This window comes from Streptomyces sp. WM6386 (genome assembly GCF_000972385.1).
In the GTDB taxonomy this organism is placed as follows: domain Bacteria; phylum Actinomycetota; class Actinomycetes; order Streptomycetales; family Streptomycetaceae; genus Streptomyces.
In genome coordinates this window covers 1-990 of record NZ_JXTE01000227.1, presented here as the reverse complement: position 1 = coordinate 990, position 990 = coordinate 1, and the positions used below count along the sequence as shown (strand labels likewise).

The 990-nt window shown below is 68.7% G+C and carries 1 protein-coding gene; it reads right to left on the bottom strand.

What is annotated here, in order from left to right:
• Positions 1–193: 193 nt before the first annotated feature.
• A partial coding sequence (locus TN53_RS40910; protein WP_046263957.1) for an MFS transporter occupies positions 194–990 on the bottom strand: 797 nt, incomplete at its 5' end.

The window sequence follows — 990 nt, the reverse complement described above, 5'->3', positions numbered from 1 at the left end:
GTCGACAACACCCTCGTCAACGCCGGTGCCGCCCCCCTGACCATCCGCGCCACCACCGCTTACGGCGACATCACCGCCCGCAGCCTCTGAACCGTTCGGCCTTTCGCACCCCGTCCCACCACAAGGCGGCGTACACCGACACCGTGTCGGAGTACGCCGCCTGGTTCGTATGTCCCGGACGCCTGCGGTGGGTTCAGTGCTTCGGCATCTCCATCGGCCGGTTCTGCCAGGGACGGCACACACCCAGGAAGCAGACCATCGCGGCCAGCGCGCTGCCCAGCTGGACCGCGGCCATCGGCACCGCCGTCTCCTTGCCCGCGATCCCGACGAGCGAGGAGGCGATCGCGCCCATCACGAAGCACGACGTACCGACCAGCGCGGAAGCCGAACCCGCGGCATGCGGGGTGCGCATCAGGGCGAGCGCGTTGGTGTTCGGCAGGATCAGGCCCAGCGAGGAGATCATGACGAACAGACAGGCCGCGATCTGGACCGTGCCCGGCTCACCGAAGACGCCCTGCGTCACCAGCAGCAGCGCGAGCCCGTACCCGAGGACCTTGTCCAGCCGGACCCGGCCCACCAGCACCTTGCCGTTGAGCTGGCCGGTGATCAGCAGCCCCAGCGAGTTGAGGCCGAACAGCAGGGAGAAGGTCTGCGGCGACGCCCCGTAGATGTCCTGGATCACGAACGGCGAGGCGGCGATGTAGGAGAACAGCGCCCCGTACGCGAAGCCGTTCGTCATCAGATACCCGGTGAAGACCCGGTCGATGAACAGCCCCCGCATGATCCACATCGCCCCGCGCACCCCACCGCGCTGGCGCCGCTCGGGCGGCAGGGTCTCCGGCAGTCGGCGCCACACCAGCACGGTGAGCGCGACACCGATCCCCGTGAGGACGACGAAGATGCCCCGCCAGTTGGTGAAGTGCAGGACCTGTCCGGCGATCACGGGCGCGATGATCGGGGGGACGCTGGATATCAGCAGCAGCGTGGAGG